This is a genomic window from Sphingomonas sp. P3_C6, assembly GCF_056402595.1.
Genome location: NZ_JBFUHB010000006.1, coordinates 79426 through 104742, shown reverse-complemented (window position 1 = coordinate 104742; position 25317 = coordinate 79426). Strand labels below are relative to the sequence as shown.

At 66.9% G+C, this 25317-nt stretch carries 25 protein-coding genes; 16 read left to right on the top strand and 9 right to left on the bottom strand.

Annotated features, from left to right (window positions below; all coding sequences use genetic code 11):
• Positions 1 to 10: 10 nt before the first annotated feature.
• Entirely contained in the window at positions 11 to 766 is a 756-nt protein-coding gene (locus tag AC1DT7_RS09160; RefSeq protein WP_478035631.1) for an SDR family NAD(P)-dependent oxidoreductase, read from the bottom strand.
• Positions 767 to 950: 184 nt separating this feature from the next.
• Between AC1DT7_RS09160 and AC1DT7_RS09155 the strand changes: the two genes are divergently transcribed.
• From AC1DT7_RS09155 to AC1DT7_RS09120, 8 genes are all read left to right on the top strand, one after another.
• Positions 951 to 1901: an AraC family transcriptional regulator gene (locus tag AC1DT7_RS09155; protein ID WP_478035630.1), complete on the top strand. Its 951-nt coding sequence runs from the start codon at positions 951 to 953 to the stop codon at positions 1899 to 1901.
• Between the two features lie 302 nt (positions 1902 to 2203).
• Positions 2204 to 2605 (top strand): GreA/GreB family elongation factor, encoded by a 402-nt coding sequence (locus tag AC1DT7_RS09150; RefSeq protein ID WP_478035629.1) that lies wholly within the window; start codon positions 2204 to 2206, stop codon positions 2603 to 2605.
• Positions 2602 to 3408 carry a uroporphyrinogen-III synthase gene (locus tag AC1DT7_RS09145; RefSeq protein WP_478035628.1) on the top strand — a complete coding sequence of 269 codons (807 nt, stop codon included), beginning with the start codon at positions 2602 to 2604 and terminating at the stop codon, positions 3406 to 3408. The genes AC1DT7_RS09150 and AC1DT7_RS09145 overlap by 4 nt, the downstream gene beginning before the upstream one ends.
• 78 nt (positions 3409 to 3486) lie before the next feature.
• Positions 3487 to 4005 carry a DUF2975 domain-containing protein gene (locus AC1DT7_RS09140; RefSeq protein ID WP_478035627.1) on the top strand — a complete coding sequence of 173 codons (519 nt, stop codon included), beginning with the start codon at positions 3487 to 3489 and terminating at the stop codon, positions 4003 to 4005.
• Positions 4005 to 4220: a helix-turn-helix domain-containing protein gene (locus AC1DT7_RS09135; RefSeq protein ID WP_478035626.1), complete on the top strand. Its 216-nt coding sequence runs from the start codon at positions 4005 to 4007 to the stop codon at positions 4218 to 4220. The genes AC1DT7_RS09140 and AC1DT7_RS09135 overlap by 1 nt, the downstream gene beginning before the upstream one ends.
• A complete protein-coding gene (locus tag AC1DT7_RS09130; RefSeq protein ID WP_478035625.1) occupies positions 4220 to 4960 on the top strand; it encodes a hypothetical protein in 741 nt (246 codons plus the stop codon). The genes AC1DT7_RS09135 and AC1DT7_RS09130 overlap by 1 nt, the downstream gene beginning before the upstream one ends.
• Positions 4961 to 5056: 96 nt before the next feature.
• Positions 5057 to 6928, top strand: a complete 1872-nt coding sequence (locus tag AC1DT7_RS09125) for an AsmA family protein (protein WP_478035624.1) — start codon at positions 5057 to 5059, stop codon at positions 6926 to 6928.
• A 52-nt stretch (positions 6929 to 6980) separates the two neighbouring features.
• A complete protein-coding gene (locus tag AC1DT7_RS09120; protein ID WP_478035623.1) occupies positions 6981 to 7589 on the top strand; it encodes a flavodoxin family protein in 609 nt (202 codons plus the stop codon).
• 99 nt (positions 7590 to 7688) lie between these two features.
• Here AC1DT7_RS09120 and AC1DT7_RS09115 read toward each other — a convergent pair whose 3' ends face one another.
• Positions 7689 to 8663 carry a quinone oxidoreductase family protein gene (locus AC1DT7_RS09115; RefSeq protein ID WP_478035622.1) on the bottom strand — a complete coding sequence of 325 codons (975 nt, stop codon included), beginning with the start codon at positions 8661 to 8663 and terminating at the stop codon, positions 7689 to 7691.
• 120 nt (positions 8664 to 8783) lie between these two features.
• On the opposite strand from AC1DT7_RS09115, the gene AC1DT7_RS09110 reads away from it, so the two are divergent.
• The 5 genes from AC1DT7_RS09110 (at position 8784) to AC1DT7_RS09090 (ending at position 12622) form a co-directional block, all read left to right on the top strand.
• Positions 8784 to 10208, top strand: a complete 1425-nt coding sequence (locus AC1DT7_RS09110; RefSeq protein ID WP_478035621.1) for an aldehyde dehydrogenase family protein — start codon at positions 8784 to 8786, stop codon at positions 10206 to 10208.
• Between the two features lie 4 nt (positions 10209 to 10212).
• Complete coding sequence (locus AC1DT7_RS09105) at positions 10213 to 11046, top strand: ATP-grasp domain-containing protein (protein WP_478035620.1); 834 nt, start codon at positions 10213 to 10215, stop codon at positions 11044 to 11046.
• Positions 11047 to 11143: 97 nt separating this feature from the next.
• Positions 11144 to 11503: a hypothetical protein gene (locus AC1DT7_RS09100; protein WP_478035619.1), complete on the top strand. Its 360-nt coding sequence runs from the start codon at positions 11144 to 11146 to the stop codon at positions 11501 to 11503.
• Between the two features lie 157 nt (positions 11504 to 11660).
• Positions 11661 to 12044 (top strand): hypothetical protein, encoded by a 384-nt coding sequence (locus AC1DT7_RS09095; protein WP_478035618.1) that lies wholly within the window; start codon positions 11661 to 11663, stop codon positions 12042 to 12044.
• A 137-nt stretch (positions 12045 to 12181) separates the two neighbouring features.
• A complete protein-coding gene (locus AC1DT7_RS09090; protein WP_478035617.1) occupies positions 12182 to 12622 on the top strand; it encodes an Imm30 family immunity protein in 441 nt (146 codons plus the stop codon).
• 175 nt (positions 12623 to 12797) lie between these two features.
• Here AC1DT7_RS09090 and AC1DT7_RS09085 read toward each other — a convergent pair whose 3' ends face one another.
• The 4 genes from AC1DT7_RS09085 to AC1DT7_RS09070 form a co-directional block, all read right to left on the bottom strand.
• Positions 12798 to 14573, bottom strand: coding sequence for an SLC13 family permease (locus AC1DT7_RS09085; RefSeq protein ID WP_478035616.1), 1776 nt, complete (start codon positions 14571 to 14573; stop codon positions 12798 to 12800).
• Between the two features lie 179 nt (positions 14574 to 14752).
• Entirely contained in the window at positions 14753 to 18937 is a 4185-nt protein-coding gene (locus AC1DT7_RS09080; protein WP_478035615.1) for a translocation/assembly module TamB domain-containing protein, read from the bottom strand.
• Complete coding sequence (locus AC1DT7_RS09075; protein WP_478035614.1) at positions 18934 to 20946, bottom strand: autotransporter assembly complex protein TamA; 2013 nt, start codon at positions 20944 to 20946, stop codon at positions 18934 to 18936. Before AC1DT7_RS09075 ends, AC1DT7_RS09080 begins: the two co-directional genes overlap by 4 nt.
• Before the next feature lie 53 nt (positions 20947 to 20999).
• A complete protein-coding gene (locus tag AC1DT7_RS09070) occupies positions 21000 to 21212 on the bottom strand; it encodes a hypothetical protein (protein WP_478035613.1) in 213 nt (70 codons plus the stop codon).
• A gap of 166 nt (positions 21213 to 21378) precedes the next feature.
• Between AC1DT7_RS09070 and AC1DT7_RS09065 the strand changes: the two genes are divergently transcribed.
• The gene (locus AC1DT7_RS09065) at positions 21379 to 21558 is read left to right on the top strand and encodes a hypothetical protein (protein WP_478035612.1); all 180 of its coding nucleotides are present in this window, start codon (positions 21379 to 21381) and stop codon (positions 21556 to 21558) included.
• A gap of 18 nt (positions 21559 to 21576) precedes the next feature.
• On the opposite strand, the gene AC1DT7_RS09060 is transcribed toward AC1DT7_RS09065, so the two are convergent.
• The gene (locus AC1DT7_RS09060) at positions 21577 to 22191 is read right to left on the bottom strand and encodes a S24 family peptidase (protein WP_478035611.1); all 615 of its coding nucleotides are present in this window, start codon (positions 22189 to 22191) and stop codon (positions 21577 to 21579) included.
• A gap of 112 nt (positions 22192 to 22303) precedes the next feature.
• Here AC1DT7_RS09060 and AC1DT7_RS09055 point away from each other — a divergent pair, with 112 nt between their 5' ends.
• Positions 22304 to 22483, top strand: coding sequence for a hypothetical protein (locus AC1DT7_RS09055; protein WP_478035610.1), 180 nt, complete (start codon positions 22304 to 22306; stop codon positions 22481 to 22483).
• Entirely contained in the window at positions 22480 to 22797 is a 318-nt protein-coding gene (locus AC1DT7_RS09050; protein ID WP_478035609.1) for a hypothetical protein, read from the top strand. The genes AC1DT7_RS09055 and AC1DT7_RS09050 overlap by 4 nt, the downstream gene beginning before the upstream one ends.
• Here AC1DT7_RS09050 and AC1DT7_RS09045 read toward each other — a convergent pair.
• Both AC1DT7_RS09045 and AC1DT7_RS09040 read right to left on the bottom strand, forming a co-directional pair.
• Positions 22794 to 24059 carry a hypothetical protein gene (locus tag AC1DT7_RS09045; RefSeq protein WP_478035608.1) on the bottom strand — a complete coding sequence of 422 codons (1266 nt, stop codon included), beginning with the start codon at positions 24057 to 24059 and terminating at the stop codon, positions 22794 to 22796. The genes AC1DT7_RS09050 and AC1DT7_RS09045 overlap by 4 nt on opposite strands.
• Entirely contained in the window at positions 24029 to 25270 is a 1242-nt protein-coding gene (locus AC1DT7_RS09040) for a TIGR04063 family PEP-CTERM/XrtA system glycosyltransferase (RefSeq protein WP_478035607.1), read from the bottom strand. The genes AC1DT7_RS09045 and AC1DT7_RS09040 overlap by 31 nt, the downstream gene beginning before the upstream one ends.
• Positions 25271 to 25317 lie beyond the last annotated feature (47 nt).

Here is a 25317-nt window from a genome sequence, read left to right as displayed (position 1 = left end):
CGGCCGGCGATCAGATGGACTGGCCGCCCGAGACCTCGATGCGCTGAGCGTTGACCCAGCGGTTTTCCGGGCCAAGCAGGCTGGCGATCATCGGGCCGATATCATCGGGCACCCCGACGCGACCAAGCGCGGTCATATTGGCGAATGCCTGGTTGTAGTCGGGCGTGTCGCGCACCGCGCCGCCCAGGAAATCGGTCTCGATCGCGCCGGGCGCGACGACATTGACGGTGATGCCGCGGCTGCCGAGTTCCTTCGCCATATAGACGGTGAGCGTCTCCACCGCGCCCTTGGCCGCCGAATAGGCGGAGAAGCCGGCAAATGAGACCCGGGTGAGGCCCGAGGAGAAATTGACGATGCGTCCGCCGTCGGCGAGCACCGGGAGCAGGGCCTGAGTCAGGAAGAACACGCCCTTGACGTGAACGTCGAACAGGGCGTCGAACTGGGCCTCCGTAGTGGTCGCGAAATCGGCCATCTCGCCGTGACCGGCGTTGTTGACGAGGTGGTCGATCGAGTCACGGCCCCAGCCTGCGGCCAGTGCGGCGCGCACCCCCTCCACAAGGGCGGGGAAGGTCGACACTTTGCCCGTGTCGAGCTGCAGCGCCACGGCCTTGCGGCCGAGCGCTTCGATCTCCGCGACGACCGCCTTCGCGTCATCGGTGCCGCTGCGATAGGTGAGGATGACATCGCCACCGTGGCGGGCGATGCTGATGGCGGTGTTGCGACCAAGGCCGCGGCTGCCGCCGGTGACGAGCGAGATGGTGGGCATGACGTGTCTCCTGTCGTTGTACAGCCGGTATGCGCCGACGACCCCGAACCGTGTTGCGCGATCATCCGGGATTCTTGCCTGATCCTGCATTATTCGAAGATCCCTGACCGTAGGATGGGTGGCGGACGCTGGCTAAACTGCCGCAGCGCCGACACGACGGGTCGTTCGAGAACATCGCTCGTCGTTGCCCGATCATCTTGCGCCCGTTGCCGTCCGCCAGCACTGGACATATAACAAGGGCATGACCGGCCAGCTTCTCGACCTCGCCCGGCGCTACGCCGATGCCATGGCCGATCGGAACGGCGTGGCAGTGACGCCGGTCAAAGGTCTCGTCATCCTGCGCGAGACGGCCCCGACCGTGCTGCAATTTGCGATATCGAAGCCGCTGGTCGCCCTGGTCCTGCAGGGCGACAAGCGGGTGACCATGGGAAGCAGCAGCTTCGACTTCGGTGCCGGCGACTCCCTGTTGATCACCACGGACGTACCGACCGTCAGCCAGATCACCCGCGCGACCGTGGTCGCCCCCTATTATTCTCTGGTCATGGAGCTGGACGCCGCGGTGATCGCCGACCTGGTGAGCGAGATCGGGCCCCTTCCCTTCGCGGCGGACCAGCCGGTACGGGTCGACCCGACCGAGGCGGAGGTCGCTGACGCGGCGGCCCGCCTTCTGCGCCTGCTCGACCGGCCCGATACGCTGGCGGTTCTTGGCGGACAGCTTCTCCGTGAGCTGCATTTCTGGCTTCTGTCCGGCCGTCATGGTGGCGCGATCCGTGCGCTCGGCGTCAAGGACAGCCATGCGCAGCGGGTGGCGCGCGCCGTCACCATCCTGCGCGATCGTTACGCCGAGCCGGTTCGCATCGAGCAGCTCGCCGAGGCAGCGGGGATGAGCCTGTCTGCGTTCCACGCCCATTTCCGCACCATCACGTCGCTGACGCCCTTGCAGTTCCAGAAACAGCTCCGCCTGATCGAGGCCCGGCGCAGGATGCTCGCCGAAGGCAGGGCGATCAGCGACGCCGCCTATGATGTCGGGTATGAGAGCGTGTCGCAGTTCACCCGCGAATATGGCAGGCTGTTCGGCGCGCCACCCGCTCGCGACGTTCGACAGGCCCGTGCGCAGGCGGCGATCGCGGCCTAGACTGAACCGTCTGTCGGGCAGTGACCGGAGCTGTCCACATTACCGCCCTCAGACGCGGGTTTGACACGCCAGCGTGCCCGGCGCATCCTGTCCGCCATGCAGTTCCCTGCTCATCACGACCGCTTTCGCGACCATTCGGGACAGCTCGCCGCACGCGGCTAGCCCGGGTTTCGTGCGGCCTTGCCGCCGATGCCCGGGTGCTATCCAATTTTGAAAACAACGGTGCTGCCGGTTCGGCGGCGCCTTTCAGCGGATGGACGATCGTGATCCCCCAACCTGCCCCTATACCCCATCTGGCGCCCGTGCCGCGCCTGATCGATACCGAATGCCGCCGCCTGGAAATGCTCGCGCTCGAGGGCGAGCATCTCAATCCCCAGGCATCCGCGCTGCTGCTGGCCGAGCTCGAGCGGGCCACCCTGTACCCGGCGGCCGAGCTGCCGCCCGGCACGGTCACGATGGATGCCGAGGTCGACTATGTCAACGAAAGCAGCGGCGTGCTGCGTTCCATCCGGCTGGTCTATCCCAACGAGGCCGATGTCGCGCGCGGGTGCATCTCGATCCTGACGCCGGTTGCGGCCGGCCTTATCGGCCTGACCGTCGGCGACCGGATCGAATGGCCCGACCGCCAGGGCCGGACGCATATGCTGCGGATCGTGAAGGTCGCGCTGCCCGAGATGGGACCGGATGCGGGAGAAACCGCATGACGATATGGGTCACACGCTCGGCGCCCGACAATCTTGCCACCGCGCGGCGCCTGCGGGGCATGGGCTATAGCTCGGTACTGGTGCCGGTGCTCCGGACGCGGCGCATCGAGCATGTGCGGATCGAGGGCCGGCCTGACGCGATCGTCTTTTCCAGCACCCATGCCGTCCGCCATCACCAGCGGCCGGCGGTGAACGACACGGTCGCGGTGTTCGCAGCCTCCGATGGGGTCGCGCGCGCGGCCCAGTCGGCGGGCTATGCCAACGTCACCTCGACCGGCGGCGACGAGGAAATCCTCGCCGGGCTGCTCGCCCATGTCCTGCCCCGCCGCGGCCGGGTGGTGGAGTTCTGCGCGCGCCGCACCTCCCCGCTGTTGCGCGACGCCCTGTCGGGCCAGGGGTTCAGTATCGAGCCGGTGCCGGTGTACGACGCGGTACCGATCGCGGCGACGGAGGTCGGCGATGCCGCCCTCTCCTCCGGCATCGGCGGAATCCTGGTCCATTCCAGCGCCGGGGCCCGCGCGGTAAGCCGCATCGTCCAGCGGACGGGCTGGCGTGGACGGATCTGGTGCATCTCGCCGGCAAGCGCCGCGCAGCTGGCCGGCCTGGACGGCGTGACCGTTTCCTGCGCAGCGGAGCCGACCGAGCTGGCCTTGCTCGCGCTGGTCGAGCAGGAGGCGCTGCCGACGCGCTGGCCGGCACAGGCGATGCCTGACCGGATGCCGCTGAAGCCCGTACGGATCGGGCGCCATCATGGGCGAGCGGCGAATGACGGCGACGATGGAGGATCGCCCCCGGCCGCATGACGCTCCCATCAATTTCATATTGATTATCGATAAATACTATGTTGATAATCGATAAGGGATGCCGACGGGGGACTGGACATGGACGGGGTGGCGACGACGTTGCTCGCGCGGGCGCTGAAGCTGTTTCGCGTCGTGAACTATGGCTGCGGCGTCTTTTTCCTGGTCGCGATTACCGCGAGCATCGCCGCCGCCGGTTTTTTCGCTGCCCGCCTCGCCGCGAAATATGGCGCGGCGATCGACGTTGCGGGCACGCTGATGGCCATGCGGGTCGTGCTCCTGTTCGGCCTGTTCGCGGTCTATGCGGTCGACCGGCTGTTCGCCGCGCTGATCGCGATGGTGGAGACGGTACGGGCCGGCGACCCGTTCGTCGCCGGCAATGCCGGGCGCCTCGACCGGATCGGCTGGGCGCTGCTCGCGCTTCAACTGCTCGATCTGCTGGGCGGCGTCGCGAGCTGGTGGTTCAAGGCGCATGGCGTGGACTATATCGACTGGACGCCGTCGCTGACCGGCTGGCTGGCGGTGCTGGTCGCCTTCGTGCTGGCACGCGTCTTCTCGCAAGGGGCGGCGATGCGCGACGATCTGGACGGTACGATCTGATGCCGCTCAGGGTCCATCTCGACGATGTGCTGCACGACCGCCGCATGACACTCACCGAGCTGAGCGACGCTGTCGGGCTGACGCTCGCCAATCTGTCGATCCTGAAGACCGGCAAGGCGAAGGCGATCCGATTCTCGACGCTGGAGGCGCTGTGCCGTGCGCTCCAGTGCCAGCCCGGCGACATCCTGACCTATGACGACGAGGAGACTGTGTGATGTGGTGGCTGAAGCGCTATTTCGCCGATCTGGTGGGCGCGCATGTCGACGGCCTCCGCGTGGCACGCGGCCTGCCGCTGCTGTTCGCCATCATGGTGGCATGGGAATTCGGCCAGCACATCGTCGAGGTTCGCATCGGCCTGTTCGACAGTGAGACTGCGGCGAAGGCCGTCTCGCAGGACGGGTCGCGCATGGCCCTTGGCTGGATCAAGATGATCCTTGTCTATGCCGGCGGCTTCTTCGCGATCCGGTATCTGGTGTGGGGCAGCAGCGCGCGGACCCTCGCCGTCTCGCGGCGGACCGTCCTGCGCTACCTGCCCTATGTCGCGTATTCGCTGATCCTCTTCGCGCTGATCTTCTATGCGGGCAGCTTCATCGGGCCCGACCAGATCATGGCGTTTCGCGCGACGATCGGATTGGCCCAGGTCCTGATCGAGCCGCTGCTGATGCTTTGGATCGTCTCGGCCGCGACCGACGGGCCGGTCGGGGGGCCGCTACAATCGGCAAAGCTGACCGGCCGCCACTATTTCTGGGCGCTGGCGCTATTCTTCGTCGCGCGGCTGCCGACCAATGCGGCACATCAGCTGCTCAACCGCTATGCCATCGGCCAGCCGCCTGCCCTTGTCTGGGCGATGCTCGCGGTCGATGCGGTGGTGGTCGGGCTGCTCGTGGCGATCGTTCCGGCCATCTATGTCCGGGTGACGCGCCTCGTGATGGAGCGTCGCGGCCCCGCTGGCTGAAAGGGCCGGCCGCGCTTTGACGGGACCGGCGGGACGACGCCCCCGGCGAGGCGGTTCGGCGGAACGAATCCACCCGTCGGTTCGTCCTTGCCCGCAATGAGCATCCGCACCGTCCTCGCCGACCGGCGACTGCATTTCGCCGCCGGCGGCGTGATCGCGCTGCTCGTCGTCCTGCTGATCGCGCTGGCGATGATGCCGTGGGGCCTGTTCAAATCGACCATCGAAGCCAGGCTGAGCGACAGGTTCGGGCGGCCGGTGACGATCGTGTCGGTCGAGCGGCTCGACGCCTTTTCGCTCTCGCCGACCGTCGCGATCCGCGGGCTTCGCATCCCGCAGGCGAGCTGGGCGGGCAAGGGCGACCTGATCCGGGTCGACAGCGCCACGCTGCGCTTTCCCGTGCTGCCGCTGCTCCTCGGCCGTTTCCGCCCCGGCACGATCGATGTGAACGGCGCGCATCTGGTGCTGGTGCGCGATGCGCAGCGCCGCAAGAGCTGGAGCAAGCCGAACGACCCGGCGCAGGACGGCGGCGGCGGCGATTCCCTGGCGTTGACGAGCCTGCGCGTGGCGAACAGCAGCATCTCCTATCGCGATGCCTTCCAGGAGCGTGCCTTCACAGCGAAGATCGCCGCCGACCCGCAGCGCGGCGTGACCCTGGCCGGCACCGGGACGGTGCGCGGCGAGCCAGTGACCATCACCGCGCGCGGGCCGGCGGTCGAGGGCGCTGAGGGCAAGAGCTGGCCATTCCGGGCGACGATCCGCGGGCCCGCACTCGACATGACGGTGATCGGTGCGATGGACGCGCCGCTCGACCCGAGCGGGCTGACCATGGACGTGACCGCGCGGGCCGACGACCTGAAATTCGTCGATTCGATCATCGAGGCCGGACTGTTCGGCACGCGCCCGGTGCGGCTGCGGGCGCATGCCCGGCGCGACGGCACCGTGTGGAAGGTGACCAGCCTGAGCGGGTTGATCGGCCGGTCCGACATTGCCGGCCGCATCACCGTGCGCAAGGTAGATGGACGGACCAAATTAGACGGCGCGGTCGTCTCCAACCGGCTCGATTTCGACGATTTCTCCTCACGTGCCGGCGCAGCGAAAGCGGCCGCCAAACGCCAGGAGATCGGCCCGCGGCTGGTGCCCGACACGCGGATCAACATTCGCCGGATCACGCGCACCGACGGCACCATTGTTTTCACCGCCCGGCAGCTCATCAGCGCCGCACCGTCGTCGCTCCGGGCGATGCGTGGCACCGTCGCGATCGACCATCAGCTGATGACCGTCTCCGACTTCAGGCTCGACCTCGATCGCGGCGCGATCACCGGGTCGATGCGGGTCGATCAGCGCGGCGGGCGCAAGGAACCGTTGGTGAGGGTCGACCTGACGCTGGCGGGCAGCAGCATCGGCGCGCTCGCCGGAGGCAGCGGAGAGGTCGATGGGCGTGTCGACGGTCGGGTCCGCCTCACCGGTACCGGCAGCACGATCCGCGACGTGGTCGGCGCCTCCGATGGCACGATCGGACTGGTTGCGCGCGACGGGGTACTGCCCGCCAAGATCGCCTCTATGCTTGGCTTCGACGCGGCGCGCGGGCTGCTCACCGATGGCGACGAGGTCGCGACCCTGCGGTGCGCGGTCGTCCGCCTCGCGGTGAAGCGGGGGGTGGGCACGGCCGACCCATTCCTGATCGATACGACGCGCAGCCAGTCGAACGGCCATGGCACGATCAGCTTCCCGTCAGAACGCCTCGCCCTTACCGTCACCGGCGCGCCCAAGGCGAAGAGCGTGCTGCGCCTTCCCGGATCGCTGACGATCGGCGGATCGATCAAGTCGCCCGATGTGACCCTTGCACCGGGCACCAAGTCGATCGGCAACATCTTCAAGGCGATCGGACGCTCGATCAGCGGCAATCAGGGCCCGCGTGCGACCGATGCCGATTGCGCCGCGCTGTCGGCCCGCGCGCTGGGTGGATAACGCCGGCCCCTCCGTCGTTTGCCAGCAGACACCCCCAACGAGGAATCCCGACATGACGCTTACCGCGCTCGCCCTCAACTGCACGCTCAAGGCCGACGCGTCGCAGGAATCCTCCACCGACGCGATGATCGCTGTGCTGAAGGACGCGTTTGCCAAGGTGAAGGTCGATGTGACCGAGACGGTGCGGGTCGCCGCGCTCGACATCAAGCCGGGGGTCACGTCGGACGAAGGCGATGGCGACGAATGGCCCGCGCTGCGCGAGAAGATCCTGGCGCATGATATCCTGATCTTCGGCGGGCCGATTTGGATGGGTCAGGTCGGCAGCGTGGGCAAGCGCGTGCTCGAACGGATGGACGCCTTCCTCAGCGAGACCGACGACCAGGGGCGGATGCCGAGCTATTCGAAGGTCGCGGTCGCCGCGATTGTCGGCAATGAGGACGGGGCGCATATGTCCTCGTCGCAGATATTCCAGGCGCTGAACGACGTGGGCTGGACGATCCCGGCCGTCGCCGCCTGCTACTGGGTGGGCGAGGCGATGGGGGATGTCGACTTCAAGGATCTGGAGAAGACGCCGGACAAGGTGCTGGAGACGGCGAAGATGGTCGCGGGGAATGCGGCGCATCTGGCGGGGTTGTTGAAGAGTAAGCCGTATCCGGGGTGACGCGCCGCTCCTCCGCACGAGGGGCTTCCATCGACGTTGCGTTTGGGGAAGCCCCCCTCCACCAGCTTCGCTGGTCCCCCTCCCCGTTCCGGGGAGGAATTAGGGGAGCAGTATTGTGGCGCCGCGTGTCTCGCCTGCTTCGAGCGCGCGGTGGGCGTCGGCGGCATCTTCGAGCGCGAAGGTCTGGCCGATCTCCGGCACGATCGCGCCCTTTGCCAGCAGGTCGAACAGGCGCTCGACGCCCGCCTGTCGTTCCTCCGGCGTGACATAATAGTCGAACAGGGTCGGCCGGCTGACGAACAGCGATCCCTTGGCCGCCAGCACGCCGAGCGCAACGCCGTCGATCGCACCACTGGCATTGCCGTAGCTGACGATCAGGCCGCGTCGGGCCGCCGAGTCGAGCGACACCGGCCAGGTTGCCTTGCCCACGCCGTCCAGGACGACGGGCACGCCCTTGCCGTCGGTCAGCGCGCGGACTTCCTTCGCGACATCGACCTGCTTGTGGATCAGTACATGGTCGGCACCCGCTGCCCTGGCCTGTGCCGCCTTGTCCTCGCTGCCGACGGTGCCGATCACGGTCGCGCCGAGATGCTTGAGCCAGCCGACCAGGATATGACCGACACCACCCGCGGCGGCATGGACCAGCACGGTCTGGCCGGCCTGAACCTTCGCGCAGCGTTCGACCAGGAATTCGGCGGTACAGCCCTTGAGCAGCAAGGCCGCTGCCGTGCGATCATCGACTGCGTCGGGGAGCTTCAGCAATTGGGCGGCCGGCAGGTTGCGATCGGTGGCATAGGCGCCGCGCAGCGGGCCGAAGGTGCCGACCCGGTCGCCCACGGCAAAATCGGTTACGCCCTCCCCCAGCGCCTCTACGACGCCGACCGATTCACTCCCCAGGCCGCTCGGCAGCGGCGACGGGTACAGGCCGGTGCGGAAATAGACGTCGATATAGTTGAGCCCGACCGCTGTGGTGCGCAGCCGGACCTCGCCGGGGCCGGGATCGGGCAGGTCGACATCGCCCCATTGAATCACCTCGGGACCGCCCGTTCGTTCGATCCGTGCCACGCGCGCCATATCTCGACCTCCTGATGGGACAGGCCGCACATAATCATCGCGTTTCAGGTTGCAACGTTTCGCGTTGCCCGCCATCTAGACGCCAGCACCGTACCGCAAATTCAAAAATCGGAGGCGAGGATGAAGAGTTACCTCAAGCACTATATCGACGGCGCATGGGTCGAGAGCGAAGGCGGCAAGCGCCATGAGGTAATCGATCCCGCGACCGAGCAGCCCTGCACCGAGATCACGCTCGGCACCAGCGCCGATGTCGACAAGGCGGTCGCCGCGGCCCGCCGCGCCTTCGAGACCTTCTCCCAAACAACCGTCGAAGAGCGCGCCGCGCTGCTCGGCCGGATCATCGAGGAATATAAGGCGCGTATCCCCGATCTCGCCGCCGCGATCAGCCAGGAGATGGGCGCACCGATCGGCTTCGCCACCGCCGCGCAGGCACCGACCGGCCTCGGCCATTTCATGGGGACGCTGAACGCGCTCAATGCGTTCCAGTTCGAGGAAAAGGTCGGCCGGGCCCGCGTGGTGCATGAGCCGCTGGGCGTCGTCGCGATGATCACCCCGTGGAACTGGCCGCTCAACCAGATCTGCGCGAAGGTCGCCCCCGCCCTCGCCGCCGGCGACACCATGGTGCTGAAGCCGAGCGAGGAATCGCCCGCCTGCGCGATGATCCTGGCCGAGGTGCTGGAAAAGGCCGGCGTACCGGCCGGTGTGTTCAACCTGGTCAATGGCGACGGTCCGGGCGTCGGCGCGGCGCTGTCGAGCCACAAGGATGTCGACATGGTGAGCTTCACCGGATCCACCCGCGCCGGCATCGCCGTGGCGCAGGCGGCCGCCGCGACCGTGAAGCGGGTCCATCAGGAACTGGGCGGCAAGGCGCCCAACCTGGTGCTCGAGGGTGCCGATCTCGCCGCCGTGCTGCCGCCGACCGTGTCGGGCGTGCTCGCCAATTCTGGCCAGAGCTGCATCGCGCCGACCCGCCTACTGGTCCATGCCTCGCAGGTCGAGGATGCGACGCAGATCGTGAAGACGATGATGGAGGCGACGCAGGTCGGCGACCCGTCGGTGATGGGCGCGCATATCGGCCCGGTCGTCAACAAGGCGCAATATGAGAAGATCCAGGGCCTGATCCAGTCGGCGATCGACGAGGGCGCGACGCTCGTCACCGGCGGGACCGGGCGGCCGGACGGGCGCAACGCCGGCTATTTCATCAAGCCGACGCTGTTCACCGGCGTCACGCCCGACATGCGCATCGCGCAGGAGGAAACCTTCGGCCCGGTCGCGACGATCACCTCCTATGACTCGCAGGACGAGGCGATCCGCATCGCCAACGACACGCCTTATGGCCTGTCCGCGACGATCTCGGGCGATCCGGCCGCTGCCTCCAAGGTCGCCCCGCGATTGCGCGCCGGGCTCGTCACGATCAACTCCTGGTCGCCCGAGGGCGGCAGCCCGTTCGGCGGCTACAAGCAGTCGGGCAATGGTCGAGAGGGCGGCAAATTCGGCCTGAGCGACTTCATGGAAGTGAAGAGCATCGTCGGGGAGCCTGCCTGAACCGATGCGATCGATCGATGTGCTGATGCCCGCCACCGCCAGCGACTATGGGGCGATGGCGGCGGAGATTCTCGACCAGTATCGCGACGCCTTTGCGGCGCGCGACATGACGCTTGCCACCCGGCCCTGGGATGAGGGGCCGGGTGAAGGCGACGTGACGCTGGCGCTGTTCGCCTGGGGCTATCATCTCGATGTCGCGCGCTGGGAGGCGATCCTTGCCGGCTGGCCGGTCGAGCAACGGTTGCTCAACGCCCCTGCCCTGCTCGCCTGGAATACACGCAAGACCTATCTGCTAGAACTAGAGGCGGCCGGCATTCCAATCGTGCCGAGCAGCTTCGGCCGGGCGGACGATGCAAGCGTCGCGGCTGCCTTTGCGCGGTTCGGCACCGACGAGCTGGTGGTGAAGCCGCAGGTCTCCGGCGGCAGCTTCCGCACCGTGCGGGTCAGGCCGGGCGACGCGATCGAGCCGCTCGACGATGCGATCATCCAGCCTTTCGTGCCTGCCGTATCGGATGAGGGCGAACTGTCTTTCCTGTTCATCGGCGGCGCGTTCAGCCACGCGGTACGCAAGGTGGCCAAACCGGGCGATTTCCGTATCCAGCCGCAATTCGGCGGGCAGTTCAGCCGGTTCGAGCCGGAGCCCGAGCAACTGGCGCTGGCGGGGACGGTGATCGGCACCCTGCCCGAGCCTTCGTTGTACGCGCGGGTGGATCTGTTGCGCATCGCCGATGGCAGTCTTGCGCTGATGGAGCTGGAGGCGATCGAGCCGGATCTCTACCCGCATATGGAGCCCGAGCTTCCCGCGCGGCTGGCGGAGGCGGTGGCGGCGCGGATCTAGTGGGGAAAATCATATGGTTGGTATCGGGTGGAGCCAAACAGCCAGTTCGCAGTTGCCGCTGTAGCGGTCATTCCGAGATCGCGTACAATGCGCGCTCATGAGCAAGTGGCCGTGGCACATGGATGATGATTTTTGGTCGATCGAGGATGTCGCTCACTTGCACCAACAGGTGCGTGGCGAGCTTCAACGCTTATTCCAGTACTACGAAGGAACGTCGAGCGCGCTTTTTCGGGACTGGCTCCACCAGAACCCCCAATTTTCTCCCGATATCATTTCGCACCAAGGGCCGTTCGATGTCGCACTGCGTGTCCACTACACGTTTGCAGAACATGGCGATCACACTTCCATGGCGTATATCGACTGGCGTCGATCCTTTAACGCCATCTGGGAAGACGGGCGCAAACTCACTCCCTTGCAGGAGTCCATACTCCGGAGCCGGGGATGGGACGGCAGCTAACTACCAGTTCCCTCGTTCCGGCGCCATGGATCGAAGCGCCGCTTCTGAAAGCCGACTGGCAATTTTCGGGACGAAAGGCAGCCGGGCAGCCTTCGCCCAATTGCAACCACTCGTTCGAGCGGTAGTATGCTAGCCACGACTAAGCGGAGAAAATCATGTGGTGAAACGCCTTTACGATCGAGATGATGTAACAGGCATTCGCTTCACCCGGGCGGAACCCCACTTGCGTGGATCGGGACATCGGAATTTACTGGAGATCGTCGATAGCGTTTCTCCTGGTGGTACCGTCTTCCATGTCATCGCCGACACCCCGGATGACACTGGAGACTTGATAGAAATTGTTGTTGATGGGGCGATAGTCGTCCTTTTTGAACTTCCACGTCTTAATGGGAGAGAGCGGCGGACCGCTGGCCCGCCGAGCGACGTCATGATAAAGACGTTAAATGACGTTCGGCGCGCGAATGACCAACGGTCGCACCGCATGTTGGATGTCATAGCTGCCGACGCTCGTCGAGTGATGGTGATGACGAACGGCAACTAAGCACGAGGTCTAACCGTTTGTCTCCCGACGCGGCGACGGCACCGCCTGAAAGCGGCCGGACCGCAAATCAGATGAATGACTACCCGGCGTAAGCCGCCCTAGTTGCCGTCATTCAATAGTCAGCGCAGATTAGGCCAATGCTGAAGGATGAACTAAACAATCTGGGTCGGATCGTGGCCGAGGGCGGAACGGCGGTCGAGATAGATGACGCGCTATTGCCCCTGATCTCGCACTCAGACCCGTGTATCATCTCGCCAATCTTGGCGCTTCTGAACGAGAATGGCGACCAAGACGGCATGTGGTCGATACTTCACACTGCCGAGTCATTTCAGGGAGCCGCGTACGTAACCGGTCTATTGACGGCTTTACCGGTGCTCACCGAGACTTGTCCGTGGTGGGCTCAGACGTTGATAATTCGCCTCCTCAACTCGGACACCTACGCCGCCGAATTTGCTTTCCAGCTCCCAGACGCGCCCGCACGAATGAAACAAGCTGTCGCAACGATCTGCGAGAAGCTCAGCGAGGACCCGCGCTTTCACGCCAAGACCGTGCCGATCCTCGCCGCCATACAGCGGTAACGCGGACCCGCCGTATTCCACCAGACCCGGTCGTTCACGACTCTGGCTCCTGGGTACCAACCGTATGGTTTTCACCAATAGAACCACCTCTCCCCGTTTGGGCCGGGCCTGTCGGGCCGAGAAGAAGGTACGGTGCTTCGAAAAGCTCAGCCCGACCGGGGATGAGCGGTCGCCCTCAGTGCAGCGGCCAGGTCCACAGCACCAACGGCGTGCCAACCAGCACCACCAGCAGCGATAAGGGCGCCCCCAGCCGCGCATAATCGCTGAACCGGTACCCACCCGGTCCGAAGACCAAGGTATTGCACTGGTGACCGATCGGAGTGAGGAAATCGCACCCCGCCCCCATCGCCGTCGCGATCAGGAATGCCTCGGGCCGGTAGCCGAGGTCATGCGCGAAGACCGCTGCGATCGGGGCCATCACCAGCACGGTTGCCGCATTGTTGAGGAACGGCGTCACCGCCATCGCCGCGACCAGGATCAACGCCACCGCACCCCAGGGCGGCAGGGTCGCCCCCACGCCGGCGAGCCAGGTCGCGATCACGTCCGACGCGCCGGTGGTGCGCAGGGAATCGCTGACCGGGATCAGCGCGCCGAGCATGATGAGGATCGGCCATTCGACATTGTCATAGGCCTCGCGCACCGGCAGCACGCCCGTCGCCATGACCAGCCCCGCCGCCGCGAAAAAGGCGACCGCGACCGGGACATACCCACTCGCCGTCGCCGTCATGGCCACCGCGAGAATCGCGATCGCCAGCCATCCGCGATTGGAATTGCCCAGCCTGAGCGAACGTTCGGCCAACGGCAGCGCGCCCAGATCGCGCAGTCGTTCCGGCAACAGGCCGAGCGGCCCCTGCAGCACGATCACGTCGCCGGCATTCAGCGTCGTCTCGCCGATCCGTTTGGTCAGCCGCTCGCCGGCGCGCGACACCGCGATCAGGTTAACCCCGAAGCGCTGCTGGAGCAGCAACTGCCCGGCCGTCCGCCCGACCAGTATCGAGGTGGCGGACACCACTGCCTCGATCACGCCGGTCTCGTCTTTCTCGCTTCCCTGGGGCACCTCGCGCTGCTCGCCCTCGAGCGCGAGCCGGTCGCCGGCGATCACCCGTTCGAGTGCGTCAGGGTCGCCGCCAAGGATCAGCATGTCGCCCTCGCGCAGTTCGGTATCGCGGAGCGGCAGGCTGCGCATGCCGTCGCGTACCAGCGCAGTGATCGTCACCTGTTGCTCGTGCCGTTCGATGAAATCGCCGACCGTCTGCCCCACCGCCGGCGAGCCCTCGACCAGGCTCGCCTCGGTGACATAGCCCTTGATGTCCAGCGCCTCGCCCATGGTCGGTGCGGCGCGGCGGTCGCGCGGCTGGAGGCGATAGGCGAAGCGCAGGAAGATCAGCCCGACCACCAGCAGGCCGAAGCCGGTCGGGAAATAGTCGAACATGCGGAACGGCTCGCCCGTCATGTCCTCGCGCACGCGGCTGACGATGATGTTGGGCGAGGTGCCGACCAGCGTCATCAGCCCACCGAGCAACGACGCGAACGACATCGGCATCAGGAAGACGGAAGGACTGGTGTTGTTCTTCTTCGCCATCGAGAAGGCAGCGGGCATCAGCATCGCCAGCGCACCGACATTCTTGACCAGCGCCGAGGCGATTCCGACCGAGGCGGTCAACACCAGCAATTGCGAGCGCACCCGCTTCACCCGTTTCGACACGAAGGCGAGCGCGATCTCGATAACGCCCGAACGCTGCACCGCCGCCGACATGACCAGCGCCGAGCCGACGATGATGACGATGTCGTCGGAAAAGCCGCTGAACGCTTCCTTGGGCTTGACGATGCCGAGCGCGAGGGCGGCCAGCAGCGCGATGATCGCCGTCACATCGTAGCGAAATCGTCCCCAGATGAAGAGCGCCATCATCCCCGCGAGCGTGGCGATCGATAGCATCTGGGGGAGTGTCATGCGGCCTCATGCGTTGGTGGAATGAGAGGAGAACTCGCGGGGGAACCAGAGTGTCCGTTGCGCGACACATGTTGGAGAAGGATATAGGCGTATGGACAGGGTGCGACGACGGGCCCCATCGACGCCACCGATTTCCGGCACATCCCGGGCCTGTCACTCGACGTCTGGTCGAACCCCGCTCAATAATCCTTCGATACACGAAGGTTCGCGCTCTGCCGGCCGAGCGTGGAGATGCTCGACAGGATCGACAGCCAGCGGGTCACCTGGAATTCGACCTGGGTGGCCGAATAGCCCGCACCGTCGGTGATGATCTCGGCGAATAGCCGCCGGGTGACATATTTCCCCGCAGCCACCGAAGTGCCGGCACCGGTCTGGGGATCGGCGGGCAGGATGCGCAGCCGGTCCAGCCCCGCCGCGCGGCGCACCGCGTTGATCGGGTTGAGCCCGCCCTTGCCGTCGCGCAACGCAGCCACCGCCGCGGCAAGCTGAAGCGCCTCCGGCGCCGACAAATTGGTGATCGAGGTGCCGAACAGCAGGCGCGACAGCAATTCGTCTTCCGGCATCGCGGGCGTGCTGGTGAAGCTGATGTCCGGCTTCTGCGCGAAACCAGTGACCCGGATCGTCGCGCTGAGCCCGGTCGAGTCAGCGTTGGCGGCGATATCCAGCGAAGGATTGGCCGGCACTTCGCCGGCAAACCGGATCCGCCCGCGTTCGAGCTCGAACTGGCGGCCGGCAAATTCATAATCGCCGCGGATAAGGTCGGCCTGGCCGGTGATCGCCGGATTGTCGGGCGCACCACCGATCTGCAGGTTGGCCGACCATTCGCTGGTGAGACCCAGCCCACTGACCATCAGCTGATCGGGCGCCCGCGCCTTGATCGCGAGCCGCCAGGGCTTGCGCGGTATCTCGTCTTCCTCGACTCCGCCGGGCAGGTTGATCTCGCGGATGTTGAGTTGCGGCACCGCGCTTACCGCGCTTGCCTGGCCGAGCCGGTAGCGGCTCTTGTTGAGCAGCAGGTCGCCGCCGATCACACCACCCTGCCCGTCCGACTTGATGGTCAGCGGCCCGGTGACGGTCGCACCGATATCGTCGCGGTTGATCATCACCGCATTCTGGGCCTGGACCGCGAGATCGATGCCGAAGCCATTGGCCGCCGCCAGATCGAAGGTGCCGGTGCCGGTGACGCGCCCGCCCTTGCCGGCATCCGCCGCGAACCTGTCGATCACCAGCCGCGATCCGCCGAAGCGTCCGGTGGCCTGGACATTGGTGAGCAGCGTGCCGGTCACGCCGCTTTCGATCCGCGCATTCTTCGCCTCGACCACGCCGCGGATCTGCGGATCGTTGAGCTTGCCGCCGAGATCGGCGCCGATGGCGACCGGGCCGGTGAGGTCGAACAGCTCCATGCCGGTCAGCCGCCACAGCGTATCGGCCGGCCCGTCATAGCGAAGCTGCGCAAACAGCCCGGCATTGGCGACCTGGCTCGGGAGATCGCCCGATCCCGACAGGGTGAGTTGCGCCTGGGCCCGGCCCACCGTCTTGCCGCCACTCCTGGCCACCGCGCGTGCCGCCGCCTTGCCGGGCTGCAGGATACCGGCGATGCCGACATCGACCGGCTGCGACGACAGGATCAGCCCCGACCGGGTCAACCCGCGCACCGTCATGTCGATCCGCCCGGTCGGTGCCGATCCCCCGCCCTGCGCGAAGGACAGCTTGCCCGAGGCGGTGCCGCCAAGGCCGAGGCCGGGATAGCCGATATCGAGGATCGACAAGGGCATGCGCGACAGGGTCGCGTCGACCGCGCTGGACGCGGCGGTAAAGCGCCCGGCGACCTGCGCATCGCCCCCGGCAAAACTCAACTTGGTCGGCGCGAGGCGCCAGCCGTCACCATCACGGGTGAAGACCGCCGGCGTGACGAGCTGGATCGGCCGGCGGTCGAGCGTGCCCTGCGCCGATACGGCAAAGCTGTCGGGCGTCACTTCGGTGACCGTCTGGATGTCGAAGGCCCGGCCGCGCGACCCGGCGATCGAGGCGCGGATCTGGCCCCGCCCGCCGCGCAGCGAGACATTGGCGGCGAACCGCCCGAGCGAGAGCGTGCCGCGCCTGAGCCCGGCCCCTGTCGCCGTCGCCTCGATCGATGTCCCCGCCGGATCGAGCAGCATGACCGCATCGATCCGCCCGCGCCGCAGGGTGATGTTGTCGGCCAGCTTCGCCGCAGTCAGCGCGATATGCGCCTCGATCCGCTGAATCGTGCCGACCGGCCTGAACAACAATTCGCCTGAGAATCCGCCGCCCGCCATCGCCAGCCGCCCGTCGAAACCGCCATCGACGATCGCCAGGGTCCCGTTCGCGGTGGTGCCGCTGACATGCAGCTCGTCGATCTGTATCGAGCCACCACCGCCCGACGGCAACAGGATCTGGCCCTTGCCGTCGAAAGGCCCCAGCCGCGAACCGCCCCGCGCGGTGAAGGCGAAGCCCTGCGCCGTCGGGTCGAGATGCGCCACGACATCGCTCAGCCCCATCGCCTCGTTGGGACGTTCGAACACCAGGTCGAGCGTCGGCCGTTCGATCCTGCCGTCGAGCTTGAGGGTCAGCGGCCCATAGGTCGCCTGCGTGCCGCGCCCCTCGAAATGGAAGGTCCCGTCGCGCCGCCGGAAACCATTGCCCGCCAGCCGAAGCGACGGCGATGTCAGGACGAGGTTGTTGAGATGGAGAATGCCGTCGGGCGTGCGTTCCAGACCGGTGGTGATCTTGGGCAGGCCACTGGTGAGCGAGCGGAAAAAGGCATTGTCGAGCCGCACCATCTGCGCCGAGCCGGTGCCGACGACGCGCGTGCCATGGCCGCCCGGGCCCGGCACGACGCGCAGGGTGGATTTGACGTCGACGATGCCGAGGCCGGGGATCAGGTACCTCCCCAGGGCGCCGTTGATGCCCACCTCGAACTTGCCGGTCGCGAGGTCGAGGATCAGGTTGATCCGCCCGGTCAGCTTGTCCGACTTCAGCCGGAGATCGTCGCCGGTGACGAACTTGCTGGTGATGCGCAGCACGCCGTCCAGGCTGAGATTGCGCAAGATGCCGCCCGCCACGTCGCCGACGCCGGTCACCCGCTTCGCGGTGAAGCGGACTGGCAGTTTGATCGGCTGTTTCGAAAAATTGCCGGCGCCACCGGCGCGCGCGACGTCAAAACCGGTCTGGTCGAAGGCGAAGCGATCGGCGGTCAGGCGATAGTCGAAATGGGCGGTGGCGAAGACGCCGTCGAGGATCGCACGCAGCTCTATCCCGCGACCGCTCATATTGGGGAACAACGCCTTTGGCTGGAGCAGCCGGGCATGGAGGCGCAGGTTGCGATACGCGCCCTGCCCCAGGTCGATCACGCCCACCGCATCGACCGCCAGCGCGGCCGAGCGCAGATTGAGCGTCCCGTCGAGCCGCCGGTCGGCCAGGGTCGCCGCGCCGGTGACGGTGACGCGCGGCGTCGTCAGCCGCTGCAGCTTGCCCTTGGAAAGCGGCGCCGGGTTGAGCGTGCCGCTCAGCGCATAGGTGCCCGAACGATTGTTCAGCGCGAGATCGATCAGGCGGACATCGCCGATATCGGCCCGTGCCATGCCCTTCCAAATAGCCCAGGTACCGTCACCCGATATGTCGAGCGCGACCGGGCGCGCGAAGCCGGCGAGCTTCGCCAGCACGCCGTTCGAGGCGCCGCGGGCATGGATGTCGGCGTCGAACTTGTTGCGATCGGGCTCGGCGTCGATTTTCAGGGTCAAGGTATCGCTGCCGGCGACCATCGCATCGAGATCGACGAGCGCCCGGCCGGCATGGATCTCGGCCCGCCCCGCCAGCCGTCCGGTCCGCGCCACGCCGGTGATCTTCGGCGACACCGCGAGCCGATCGACGCGAAGCTCGCCGATCCGGATGTCGAAGTCGGGCAGCAGCGGCCCGGCCTTGCCGGTACGGATCGTCTGGGGGAGCTTGGCGAGCGTCGCGCGCGGGATGACGAGGCTGCGGATGTGCAGCCGGTTGTCGAGCCAGGCAAAGGGCACCCAACTCAGTTCCGCACGTGGTGCGGTGAAGATCAGGCCCTTGGGATCGGAGATGCGGACGTCGATCAGGCGCGCCCTGGAGAAGAGCGACCCCTCGATCCGTCCGACGCTGTAGCGCAGGCCGTTGGACGGGCGAAGCGCGGCGATGCGATCCGCCACCCAGCGATGGCCGATGCTCGTGTCGAGCACCGCCAGCCCGACCAGCAACAAGGCGACGATGCCCAGCAACACGCCGACCGGCCACCGCCACCAACGGCGGCGGGGCTTCGTGAAAGCGGCGGCAGGTGCCGCCTCGGCCTCCTGGGGGGGCGCAGCGTCGTCGGTCAAAATGCCTGCCCCAGCGAGACATAGACGGCCACGCGCGAATCCCCGGGCTGGCGGTTGATCGGCGTGCCGACATCGATGCGGATCGGCCCGAAGCTCGAATAATAGCGCACGCCGATGCCGGTGCCGAAGCGGAACTGGGTGAATTTGGGCAGCGGCGTCGTGTAGATATTGCCGCCGTCGAGGAACGGCACCACGCCGAAATTGCCGAACGCCTTCACCCGCGCCTCGACCGAGAATTCGGTCAGGCTCCGCCCGCCGATCGGGTCGTTGTTCGGATCGCGCGGCCCGATGCTCTGATAGCCATAGCCGCGCACCGAGGCGCCGCCGCCGGCATAGAAACGCCGCGATGGCGCGATCGCGTCACGCGGCGCGCCGGCGATCGTGCCGAGCCGCACGCGTCCGGCCATCACGATCCGGTCGCTGACCGACTGATAGGCGCTGGCGTCGAGCTGAAGCCGGGCGTAGCCGAACACCTTGCCTTCGAGCGAGACTTCCGGCGACAGGCGCCCGCCCAGGCGGAAACCCTTGGTCGGATTGAGCAGATCGTCCGACCCGTCATAGGTAAGGTTGGTCGGCAGGGCGCCGATGAAGAAGGTCCGCCGCCGCGGCGCACCGGTAGAGACGATCACGTCGCGCTCGTCCGACGCGGCCAGTTCGGCACCGAGCGACCAGGTCCATTTCTTCTGGAAAAAGATGTTGGTCTGGCGTTCCAGGCTACCCGAGACCGAGAAGGTCCGGGCCTGATAGGCATCGCGCGTCAGGTTGGAGGCGACGACCTGCCCGGTCAGCACCCGGTCGCGCCCCTGGAAATTGTTGCGGCGGAACACGACGCTGGCGAGCTGTTCCTTGGTGCCGAGCACCCCACGCAGGGTCAGCGCGCCTTCGGGCGGGAACAGGTTGCGGTGAGTCCAGCTCACCTCGGCCCGCGCGCCTTCGCCCGTGCCGTAACCGATCTCGCCCGCGATGGTGCGTGGCGGCGCGGGCGCGAGCACGACATTGATGTCGACCACATTGGGGTCAGCGCTCTGCACCGGCTTGATCTCGACGGTCGACACCAGGCTGGTCTGGATCAAGGCGCGGCGCAGATCGTCGAGCGATGCGGCATTATAGGGCTCGCCCGGCCTGAAGCGCGCGATCTCCAGAATGTGCTCCGCATCGAACACCTTGTTGTCGGCCGCTATGGTCACCGTGCCGAATTTTTTCTCGCCGCCTGGCTGGACCGTCATCGCGAGCGTCGCGGTGTGAGTAGCATGGTCGACGACGATCTCGGGCTCGCCCACCTCGGCAAAGGGGAAGCCCTGTTCGCCGATCGCGGTGCGCAGCTGCGCCTCGCTTGCCGCGACCTTGTCGGCATTGACCACATCGTCGGGCTTCAGCCCGAACGCCTCGCGCAACCCCGGTTCCTTGTCGCCAGCCGCGCCGACCCCGGCGAGGGTGACTCCCTGGAATTTGTAGACCACGCCCGGTTCGGCATCGAGCACCACCACCGGCCGGCCGGCGGTCCGCTCGACCCGGGTCGAGACCCGCGCGTCATAATAGCCCTCGGCGCGGAGCAATTCGACCAGCAGCGTCGAATCCTCCCGCGCGCGGCGATCCAGCTGTGCCGCGTTGGCCGGTTCGCCGTCATGCGCGTCCAGGGTGGAAAGGCCGATGAAGCGCTGGTGCAGCAAATTGCTGGTGACCGAATCGATGCCGTCGATGCGGTAGCTGTAGCGCGACTCCCCGCTCATCTCGGTCTGCGCGGCGGGGTCGACCGGCTCGGGCGGGGCTGCGTCGAGATCGGGCCAGTCGACGCCGAGGCCCGGCATCGCGGCAAGCGGCGATTGCGGATCGAGCCCGGAAGACCGGGGTGCGGGGTCGGACGAAGGAGGCGACGAAGGGAGCGATGAGGGCGGCGGTAGCGCGGTCGTCGCCCCTCTGTCCTGCGCAAGGGCACAGGAAGCGGTACAGACAAAGAAACCCGCGGCGACGCACAGCAGTGCGCCTTGCCGACCGACCGTAAGCAACATTGCACAGTCCTAGCGGGCTATTTCCGCCAGTGACAGTGGCTAGGCGCGCCGCGTCAATGAACCGTGCCGATGGCGCTTTCAGCCGAGAGGAGAAGGATCAGCCGCTCGATCTGCCGCCAGCGGCAGAAATGGAGATAATTGCCGACGTCGCGGCTCTCATCGGCACGCGCCGCCGCTTCGAGTCCGGCATCGTCGCCGAACAGCGCCATCAAGGTGGTGGCATCGACGACTTCGCCACGATCGGCGAGATATGGCATGAGTGACATCGAGACTCCCTGGAACGACCCGCGCCAGGACCTTCAAGCCGCATGCCACTTCGGGGAAATCGCCCATGGTGGCGGGTCCTGTTGGTAAACGGCGGTTCCGGGACCGCCCCACCTATCCCATGGCGGGACGCTGGCGTCCTGCGGCGGGACATGGCAGAGGCGGGACATGGCCAGCAAACCACCCACCCGCACCCCGCTCGCCGGCGGCGCCCTGATCGCCTTTGGTGCCATCGGCGGCGCCGTGATCGGTCAATTGATGTACGAGGCGATCCCGGGATTGCTGATCGGCACCGGGATAGGTGTCGCGGTGTCGATCGCGATGTGGCGATTCAACCTGCGGGCATAGGCCCAACCGCATCGTCGATCAGCGCAGTGCCCGCGACAGCCATACGACGCGACCGAGCACCTCGATCTCCCCGGGTTCGCGCAAGGGTATGGGCGGGAAGTCGGCATTGTCGCTGGTGACGGCGATCCGCTCGCCCGCCTTCGCCACGCGTTTCACCATCAGCACGCCGTCCATCCGGATGACGAAGATGCCGCCCCGCGACACGATCCGCCTGTCGCTCTCGTCGATCAGCATGCTGTCGCCGTCTTCGATGGTCGGCGACATGGAATCGCCCTGCGCGCGCAATACCGCGCTTTCGTCAGCCCGCACGCTGAGCGAGGCAAGCACGCGCGGGTCGAACATCTCGCTGCCGAGCAACCGATCATCCTCCGCCAGCCCCCCCGGCCCGGCCGAGGCAGCGATATCCAGCCGGCGAACCTGGGCGACCGCAGGCGCCACCGGTGCCTCGGGTCCGCCCAGCAAAACCTCGCTCACCCGGAAATAGCCGGCGAGCAGCTTTCGGTCGCGCTCCGGCAGCAGGCGCGGCGTGCCGCGCTTCACATATTGCTGAAGATACGCGGCGTTACGGCCGAGCATGCGGGAGAGCGCCGCATAGCTCTCCCCACTCGCCTCGACGAGGCGATCCAGGGCCATGCGAGGATCGGTCGCCTCCATTCCTGTTCCAATAGCATAGGAAAATTCCTAGACAAGTTGGAAATTTCGGAACAGACCATGAACACAATGAAGGGACTCGGGAAGGGTTGCAATGTCGGTGCTGGGAAAGATCGAACGTTATCTACGGAAGACGGAGATGCCGCCGACGCGGTTCGGCCGCCTCGCGGTCAACGATCCGCGACTCGTCGGTGACATGCGCAAGGGCCGTGAACCAGGCCAACGCGTAGTCGCGCGGATCGAGGCGTTCCTGGCGCAGGGGAACGAACGATGAGCCGGGGCCCCGATGCCGACACCCTGCTCCTGCGCAGACTCGAGGCCGATTCGCTACGGGCGGGCTGCCCGGCGCGCGTGATCGATTCGACCTGGACACGGTGGGCCAGCGCGACCTTTGCCGGTGCCCGGCACGAACTGAGCCTGGAGGCGCGCGAATCGGCGGCGCTCGACGCGTGGCTCAATGGATTGCCAGAGGCCGACCTACCGCTGCGGCGCCATCTGGTCGCCGATATCGTGGTTACCGGCGTTTCCCGCGCCAGTGGCGTGGCGACGATCGCGATCGAGGCGCTGACCGTCGAGGAATGGACTTAAGCGCGTGCGGCGAGGCGGCGCAGCGTGACCAGTGCCTCGTGCAGCGAATCCTCATTCTGCGGCAAGGGCGGCGGCAGCGCGACGGTCTCGCGACGGCCGACACCGCGCTCCAGCCGGTCGAGCAGCGCATGGATGCTGGCCGACGGATCCATCTCAACCCGCGCCGAGGCACGCGGCCGCGACGGAGCAAAGGACCGGTGCTGGGCAGTGGCCGTCTCGGCGCGGAACGGGCTTTTGGTGCGGAAGAACTGTGCCGGATCGCTGGCCGGGGTCGGCGCGAAGCCGGGCATCGGCTGGGGTACGACGATCGGCACCGGAACATAAACCGGTGTCGGCGCCGGCTGCGACGCCCGTGCCTCGGTCGGCGCGAATGCGGGCGTCGGCTCGGGCGGTGCGATCGGGGCCGGCGCATAGACCGGCTCCACCGCGTGGATCGTTTCGACGACAGGGTCAGGCAATGGCGGCTCGGGCTCGGGTGCCGGCTTCGGAGCGACGAGTTTGATCGGCGCGCGGATCTGAATCGCGGGCGGCGCAGGCGCCATTTCCCGTTCGAGTTCGGGCTCGGGCTCGATGATCTCTGCCGGCGTAGTCCGGCGGATCAGCGGCGTCAGTTCGAACGTCTCGAAACGCTCACCGGGGTCGAACACCTGCTGGCGCGGCGTGTGCAGCGGCGGCGCCTGCGGGGCCCATTCGGCCGGCTCTTCGGGAATGGCGTCGGGATCATAGGCGGCGAGCGGCATGTCGAGATCGACGGGAAGTGCACGCTCGGTAACCGGCTCCTCGGCGGGCAGGTCCTCGAATTCCGCATCGATGATCGATTCTTCAGCCCTGGCGTGAACCGGGCGATGCGCCCGTACTTCCAGGAAAGGCGTGCCGAGCTCGCGATTGGCCGAGAGCGGCCGGCGCGCGGGCGCATCGGGATGGGCATCGGCGCGGCGCAGCACGGGTGCAGCTTCCTCACCCGAGGCCATATTGGATTTCTGCACGACGATGGCGCGGTCGCCCATCAGCAGGAACAGGCCGAACCACGCGATCAGCGCAGCGCCGCCGCCGGCCGCCAGAATCAGTACCGCGCGGGCAGTGACGCCAAGCGGCGGTTCCGCAGCCGCGACGACCGCGGCGATGCCGCTATCGATAACGAGATCTTCGAGCAGCCCGGTGGGGATCAGCGCGAAGGCGAGCGCGATGACTCCGCCGATCACTGCCGCGACGAGCGGCGCGACGGGGAGGTTCAGGCGTTGACGGCGGGGGGAGTCGACCATGCGTTACCGGATGCCATGGTTTCGGTAAGTTTTTGGTAAACGGGAGCGTAACGCCCGACATTCACCGACCAATTTCTCTCCGTTTCGACAAAGGCTTGTCCCCGTTCCCGCCGCGCATCCCATACGCTGCGATCGGCGAGCAGGCCGGCGAGGCTCTTCGCCATCGCAGCGGGGTCGCCGGGTGGGAAAAGCGTGCCGGTCTCGCCGTCGCGGATCAGCTCGCGGTGCCCGCCGACATCGGAAGCGGCGACGAGGCGGCGCTGCGCCATCGCCTCCAGCGGTTTCAGCGGGGTGACAAGATCGGTCAGCCGCATGCGCTTGCGCGGATAAGCGAGGATGTCGGTCAGGCTGTAATAACGATCGACCTCGGCATGCGGCACGCGGCCGATAAAACGGATATGGCCCGACACGATGGATGCCGCCGCCTGCGCCCGCAGCGCCTCCTCCATCGGCCCGCCGCCGACCAGCAGCAGATGCGCCTTTGGCCGCGCCGCGACCAGCATCGGCATCGCCGCAATAAGATCGTCGAGCCCCTCATAATCGTAGAAGCTGCCGATGAAGCCGATCACCTCGGCATCCTGGAGGCCGAGCGACTCGGCGAGGGCCCGGTCATAAGGCAAGGGCGCGCCGAACATCTCCAGGTCGACGCCGTTGGGCGACACGAAGATCTTCGACTGGTCGATACCGCGCGCCACCAGATCGCGGCGCAGGCCCTCGCAGATCACCGCGACCGCATCGGCCTTGCGCACCGCCCATGTTTCGAGCGCGCGGGTGGCGCGGTAGCGCGGCGATCCCTCGCGCCCGGTGCCGTTGCCGACCGCTGCATCCTCCCAGAAGGCGCGGATCTCATAGACGAATGGCAACTTGCGTTTCTTCGCGACGCGCAGGCCGGCAACGGCGTCGAGCACGGGCGAATGCGCATGGAGGATGTCGGGCCGGAATTCCTCGACCACCGCGTCGATCCGCTTCGCAAAGGCGCCGATCTCGCGCAGTTCCCCAAACGGGCTCGGCCATTGCCCAGGCGCCGTGGTGCGGTGGAAATCGATGCCGTCGACCGTCTCCGCCGCCACCGCGCTCTTGCCATGACGCGGGCCGGTGACGGCCGCAACCTCCCAGCCGCGCCGCATCTGGCTCTTCAGGATGGCACGCGTGCGGAAGGTGTACCCGCTTTGCAGGGGCAGGCCATGATCGAGGATGTGGAGAATGCGCATGGCGTTTCCTTGCCACGCCACTGCTTAACGGAGCCTCAACCCGGGGC